This window comes from Nonomuraea deserti (genome assembly GCF_004348685.1).
GTDB classification, from domain to species: Bacteria; Actinomycetota; Actinomycetes; order Streptosporangiales; family Streptosporangiaceae; genus Nonomuraea; species Nonomuraea deserti.
Map to the genome: position 1 here is coordinate 23397 of NZ_SMKO01000117.1, position 6000 is coordinate 29396.

The following is a 6000-nucleotide window of genomic DNA, read 5'->3' on the forward strand; positions in this document are numbered from 1 at the left end:
CGACGCCTTCGACGACGAGCCCGACCACGGGCTGCGCGACCCCCAGGTCCGGGCCGCGTGGTCGCGCCGGCGAGGCGAAAGCCGACCTCAGCGGGCTTCGCCGTGCCGTTGCCGGTGGCAGACGCCGGTGACCCGCCTGGCGCCCCGCCGCCGCGCTGGCCCGGCGGTGTCACAGCCCTGGAGCTGACCGATGCGCCGCAGGCCGTGGGCGCCCGCGTCTCCCACCACGAGCGGCTCACCGACCCCGCCCTGTGGGGCCGCGCGATCGAGGACGAGCGCTACGTTCTGATCACCGAGCTGATAAGATAATGGTGAGTCCCGGGCCGTTGTGCGTCCCGGGATTGTGCATTTCATGCCTCGCCTCCAGCATCGGGCCATCGCCGCGGCGGCGGTCCCGCTCTTCCTCTCCATGATCGTCAACCAGGTCGCGGGACTGGTCGGCACGGCCGTGCTCGGGCGCCGGGCGACCGCCGCGCTCGCCGCGTACGCGGTCATGGCCGCCGTGCTCAACCCGGCCTTCACCGCGATCACCGGTGCGCTGCGCGGCATGGCGCCGTTCATCGCTCCCCATCGCGAGCACCCGCCCGGCGCGATCCCCGTCCTGCGGGACGCACGATGGCTGGCTCTCGTCGTCGGGGCGCTCGCCGCCGCAGCGGTGGCCTGCGTCCCGCTCGTCGCCTCACTCGGCGGCGCGCCGCCGGAGGTGCTGGCGGAGCTCGGGATCCTTCCCTACCTGCTGGTCGTGTACGTTCTGCTGTACGGCCTGGGGGGCGGCGCCAACGCGGCCCTGATCGCGCTCGGCCACAGCCGCCAGGTGATCTGGGCGAGCCTCGCCGGCGCCGCCGTGTCGATCGTGCTGGTCGTCACCCTCGTCCCCCGGATCGGCCTGCCGGGGTTGGGCTGCTCGATGATCGCCGCGGGCGCGACCGCTCTCGCGGTGTCCAACCTGCGCCTGCGCCGCCTGCTGGGCGGGGGCGTGGGACGTGGACGGCCGCGGCCCGCGGAGATCATGAAGCTGGCGCGGGTGGGCATTCCCCTGTCGGGGACGCTGCTGATCAAGTTCGCGGTGCTAGGGGTCGTCACGTACGCGGCGGTCCGTACGGGCACGCGGGAGGCCGCCGCGCACGCCGTCCTCTACGCGATCATGGGCCCGCTGATGTTCATGTCCCTGTCCGTGGCGCAGGCATCCGTTCCCGAGGTCGCCCGCGCCCACGGGGTGCGCGAGGTCAGAAGCGTCACGAGGGCGGCGCTCGCGCTGGCGGTCGCCGGGGTGGCCGCGGGCGGAAGTCTCCTGCTCGCCTTCCGCGATCCGCTCGTCACGTTGTTCACCTCGGACGACGGCGTCAGGACCACCGTGCTGGGGCTGGCCTGGCTCGTCGTCGTCATGGCGGCGGTGGACGGCACGCAGGCCGTCGTGGCGTTCGGCCTGGCGGGACTCAAACGGTCGTCGTGGAGCCTGGGATCCGTGGCCGCCGGATACGGGATGCTCACGGTGGCCGCCGTGCTGGTGGCCGCCACGTGGGGGCTGGCCGGGCTGTGGTGGGCGCTGATCGCCAACTCGGCCCTGCTGTTCGTCCTCCAGGCAAGCGGCTTTCTCCGCCACAGCGCCCGCGCGAACGCGGCGCCCGGTTGACCTCAACCTGGCTTCAGGTTGCACGCTTGGGCCATGGACATCTTCGAGATCGGCGTCATCCTGCCCAGCGTGGCGGTGCAGCGGCGGGACGGCATCGACCTGCGGGAGGCGGCCCGGCACGCCGAGGCCGCCGGCCTGGACGGCGTGTGGCACGGCGACCACCTCGCCATCGGCGGGCCGACCCTGGACGCCCCGATCGCCCTGGCCACCGCCGCCGCGGTCACCAGCCGCGTCCGGATCGGCACCAGCGTCCTCATTCCCGCCATCCGTCCCCTCGCCTGGGCCGCCAAGCAGATCGCGACCCTCCAGCACGTCTCCGGCGACCGCCTGGTGCTGGGGGTCGGTTCGGGCGGCGGGCCCGGCCAGTGGGCCGCTGCCGGGGTCCCGTACGCCGAGCGCGGTCCCCGTACCGACACCGCGTTGAAGCTCCTCCCCCGCCTGCTGTCCGGCGAGAAGACCGAGCTCCCCGACGAGCCCGGCAACCCGCCCGTCGAGCTGGCGCCGCCCGCGGCGACGCCGCCGATCTGGGTCGGCAACGCGTCGGGGGTGGCGATCCGGCGGGCCGCCCGCCTGGGTGACGGCTGGTTCCCCTCCCTGATCTCCCCCGACCAGGTCGCCGAGGGCGCCAAGCTCCTCGCCGACCTGGCCGCGGAGCACGGCAGGCCGGCCCCGGTGATCGCCATCGGCGCCACCGGCGTCTTGAGCGGCGGGCCGTCCCGCGAGGAGATCGCGTCAAGCATCAGCACCGCCTACGACCGCCCGATCGGGGAGGTCATCGACATCCCGCTTTCCGGCCGCCCGGAAGAGGCCGCCGAGAGGCTGGCCGCCTACCGGGAGGCCGGGGCGCGGCACGCGATCGTCGGCGTCGCCGGCGACGACTGGCGGGCCGAGGTGGACCGGCTGGCGGAGGTGCGCGGCCTGGTCAACCGGTAGCCGGGCCCTACGCGGGCTCGGCGAGCAGGCGGAGCGCCTCGGCCGTGAACTCGTCGAGGGGACAGAACAGCTCGATCGCCGGCTCCGACAGGCGCGTAGCCGGGGGCCGGCAGCAGGGTGTTGCGCTCGCGCAACGGGATGTCCAGGGCCTGCGACAGGTGCGGCACCATCGACCGGCTCGGCCGCGCGCGTCCCGTCTCCACGTACGACAGGTGCCGCGCGCCGACCTCCGCCAGGTCGGCGAGGTCAAGCCGGCTGAGCCCGCGGCGCCGCCTGAGCCCGCCTGGCTCCTACGCGAGATCGCGAATGGCGGCCACCAGCTCCGGCATGGTCCGGACGATGCTCTGCTGCCGCAGCTCATCCGAGGGGCCGGGGTTGGCATCGGTGTCGTCGCTCAGGAAAACAATCGTGCACATCCCCAGCGTACGAGCCGGAACGAGGTTGACCGGCCGGTCATCGACGAACACCACCTGATCAGGGGCGACGCCCAGCGCCTCGATCACCGCCGTGTAGGCGGCTCCGTCGGGTTTGCGGGCCCGCAGGTCGGAGCTGACGAACCACCGCCGGACGGGGCCCTCCAGGCCGAAACGCCGACGTACGAGCTCCGACCAGACCGCCGTGTCATTGCTCAGGCAGGCGAGTTCCAGGCCATCGCCCCCCAGCTCCGCGAGAGCCTCCGCAACGCCTTCGTTGAGCTGGTGCCGTGTGCAGTAGTCCGCGTCACGCCCTTCCCGCGACAGCCCGGCGACCGACCAGAACCGGTCCGTCGTCATGCCCCCCAGCGTGGCCGAACGGTAGGCGGCACGGATCTCCTGCTCGGTTCGACTGCATCCATGGTCGCGCAGGTAGGGGATCAGGACACGGCCTTGGACGTTGCCGTACCGGTACAGGACACCCATCGCATCGAAGAGGACCACCTTCGGTCGAGGCATGACCAGACAGTACGTCGCGGGACCGGCCGCGGCGAGCCGGCGGCACGCGTCGAGGCGGATGGTGCACCCGCCGAAGTACAGTGGCGTTCACCAGTATCGGACGGGATGAAGGGAACACCACGTGACAGAGGTGTTTCACGTCGATCTCTCGTCCCTGACCGCTCCCACCTTCGCATGGCACTGACCCTTCCTCCCAACCTGCAGTCCTCGTTCGCCCTCCTCGACGTGGAATGGCCGTCGGAGGACGAGGACCACATCCGCGCCTGCGGGGCGGCGTTCCGGGCTTGCGCCACCACCCTCACGAACCAGACCATCCCGACGGCGCACGGCGCCGTCGACCACGCGGCGCAGCACAACTCCGGCGACCACATCGATGCCCTGACCGGCCACTGGGCCGAATACCACGCCGACGACGCACAATCCGGCCACCTGCAGAGCCTCGCCACCTCCATGCACGCCCTGGCGGACGGCTGCGACCTGTTCGCCCAGATCGTCGAACTCATCAAGATCGTCCTCAAACTCCTGTCGGTTTATGTGCTGCTCGCCCTGGTCTGGGCGGCGTCCATGGCCGTCGTCTCCGGCGGGCTCGCCGCGTTGAAGGCCCGGGGCTCCGTCATGATGCTGAGGACGTTCGCCAAGAAAGCCGTGGCGACACTGCGCGGCAGGCTGCAGCGGTACTTCGGGCACAAGCTGATCCGTGCCGTGGAGACCCGCCTGCGCCGGATTCTGCACGCCAAGCCGCCGTCGTTCCCGGCCCGCCCGAAGGGCTCGCTGCTGCGCCGCGCGGCCGCGGTCAAGGGGATGGCCGCCTCGTCCGCGGGCGCGGCCTGGCTGATGGAAGGCCTGCCGGAGAGCCGCCCGCGGCCGCCGCTGAACTCCCCCGAGAAGGGGCCGCGCGACGGCAAGTACGACCTCGGTCCGCCCCGCGACCCGGGCATCCCCTTCGACGACCCCTGGCCGTACGACCCGGATGCCAAACCCTCGATCGGCGACCACGTGGCCTGGCAGAAGTGGCGGGCGCTGCAACTCGCCGAGGAAGCGGCGCCGGGGTTCGACGAGGCGGCCGACACCTTCAAGCACTATATGGACGGGTCCGGTGACGACTATCACATCGACTACGACAAGGCGTACCGCGACGACAAGCTGATCCGCGACGCCGTGGACGCGGAGATCCGCCGCGCGCAGGAGAACGCCGAGCGCCTCTACCGGGAGAGCGGACGGCAGAACTTCCAGATGACCGGCGAACCGACGCAGATCAAGGAGACGGAGACCAAGAACTGGGAGTTCGCGCTGGGCCGCCATTCCATCTGGGGCAGCGCGGACGTCCGGGTCGACGGCAACCAGGCCACCATGGACATCACCGTCCACGCGTACGACCGCTACAACTTCAACCGCGAGGACAAGTGGATCAACCAGGACAACGGCCGCTTCGAAACCCTCGGCTGGGCCAGATCCTACGACACCCACGGCGGCCTGAAACGCACGGTCACCTGGACCCTCCCATGACACCCCGGCCCGATCGCCGCAGGATGCTCGTGATCACCTGACCCGTCGTACGGACGCCACTCACCGCGGCACCTCGGCGAAAGGCCATGGGCAGGGCCAGAAGCGTCGTCAGGCGCGTGCTGATCCGGATCTGTCACTTCCCGCTCTCGCAATGCCGCGAGCGTGCGGGCACTGTTTGACCAGAAAGCGGCCAGAAATCCGGCAGCCGTCGCGCGCACCCGGGGAATGGGCGAACTCGTCAGGGTATCCATGAGCACTTCCCGATATTCCTCGGAGTCGTCCTGGCAAGCCTGTGCCCGGGCGTTTCCAGAGCCCGCAGGCGTACCATCTTGCTGGGCTCCTCTGTGGCGCGATCGCGGATCAGCCCCCGCACCGCGAAGTCCTTCGCCAGATGACGGCGAGCAATTCCACGGCGCGAAGGCGCACGTGCTCGGCGGGGTCCTCGGTGGACGACCCACGACGAGCTCCCGCACCGCGGGATCCTCTCCCCAGCGGTCGGCGAGCGTGTTGAGAGCGGCACCGCGCACGTACTGGTGAGGACACGCGTAGAAGCCGAAGCCGCGACGGTCTCCGGCAACCCCACCGCGGGCCGAGATCGACGAGTCCGGCCACCAGCACCAGCCCGATCGCGGCGAGGCCGCACAAGACAGCGATCGCCCCGGCGGAGCCGGTCTGCTGGGCTTGCCTGAGTCGACGGTGTGCGAGACGATCAGCCCTCAGCGTCCAGGGCCGTGTGGCGATCACCTCGGTGCCGGAGTGCTCCCGCCGGGGGCATGCTCAACCCAGCTATTTCCTCTGGGCCCAACAACGCCACACAGGCTGAAGTCGTCGGTGGTTTCGATGTATAAGGTGAATCGCTCCCACTGCTGTGTCAACGGCCATGAAGATCCCCAGGTAGGTGGACTTGGGTTCTCTCAACTGGTGGCCATCAGAAATCCATACTGATGGCCGGGGTGGTCCTGATGGGTGGTCAGGTCAATGGGGTGACGCCCTTGC

The 6000-nt window shown here is 70.8% G+C and carries 5 protein-coding genes and 1 pseudogene; 4 read left to right on the plus strand and 2 right to left on the minus strand.

Annotation, left to right across the window (positions count from 1 at the left end; genetic code table 11):
- Window positions 1-114 precede the first annotated feature (114 nt).
- From E1292_RS51525 to E1292_RS32400, 3 genes are read left to right on the plus strand one after another with little or no spacing between them, the layout of a single operon-like run.
- Window positions 115-309: a hypothetical protein gene (locus E1292_RS51525; RefSeq protein WP_165974851.1), complete on the plus strand. Its 195-nt coding sequence runs from the start codon at window positions 115-117 to the stop codon at window positions 307-309.
- A 43-nt stretch (window positions 310-352) separates the two neighbouring features.
- Entirely contained in the window at window positions 353-1633 is a 1281-nt protein-coding gene (locus E1292_RS32395) for an MATE family efflux transporter (protein ID WP_132599814.1), read from the plus strand.
- Between the two features lie 33 nt (window positions 1634-1666).
- A complete protein-coding gene (locus E1292_RS32400) occupies window positions 1667-2566 on the plus strand; it encodes an LLM class flavin-dependent oxidoreductase (RefSeq protein WP_132599817.1) in 900 nt (299 codons plus the stop codon).
- Here E1292_RS32400 and E1292_RS32405 read toward each other — a convergent pair.
- Together E1292_RS32405 and E1292_RS32410 are read right to left on the minus strand one after the other, a co-directional pair.
- Window positions 2461-2832 (minus strand): annotated as a pseudogene (locus E1292_RS32405) (helix-turn-helix domain-containing protein); the annotation flags it as partial. The gene E1292_RS32400 and the pseudogene E1292_RS32405 overlap by 106 nt on opposite strands.
- A gap of 24 nt (window positions 2833-2856) precedes the next feature.
- Window positions 2857-3498, minus strand: coding sequence for an HAD family hydrolase (locus E1292_RS32410; protein WP_132599820.1), 642 nt, complete (start codon window positions 3496-3498; stop codon window positions 2857-2859).
- A gap of 174 nt (window positions 3499-3672) precedes the next feature.
- On the opposite strand from E1292_RS32410, the gene E1292_RS32415 reads away from it, so the two are divergent.
- Window positions 3673-5004: a WXG100-like domain-containing protein gene (locus tag E1292_RS32415; protein WP_132599823.1), complete on the plus strand. Its 1332-nt coding sequence runs from the start codon at window positions 3673-3675 to the stop codon at window positions 5002-5004.
- Window positions 5005-6000: the final 996 nt, after the last annotated feature.

Excerpts from the sequence above, each read along its gene's own strand:
- E1292_RS32395 (WP_132599814.1), top strand. The coding sequence starts at position 353 with ATGCCTCGCCTCCAGCATCGGGCCATCGCCGCGGCGGCGGTCCCGCTC.
- E1292_RS32400 (WP_132599817.1), top strand. The coding sequence starts at position 1,667 with ATGGACATCTTCGAGATCGGCGTCATCCTGCCCAGCGTGGCGGTGCAG.
- E1292_RS32410 (WP_132599820.1), bottom strand. The coding sequence starts at position 3,498 with ATGCCTCGACCGAAGGTGGTCCTCTTCGATGCGATGGGTGTCCTGTAC.
- E1292_RS32415 (WP_132599823.1), top strand. The coding sequence starts at position 3,673 with ATGGCACTGACCCTTCCTCCCAACCTGCAGTCCTCGTTCGCCCTCCTC.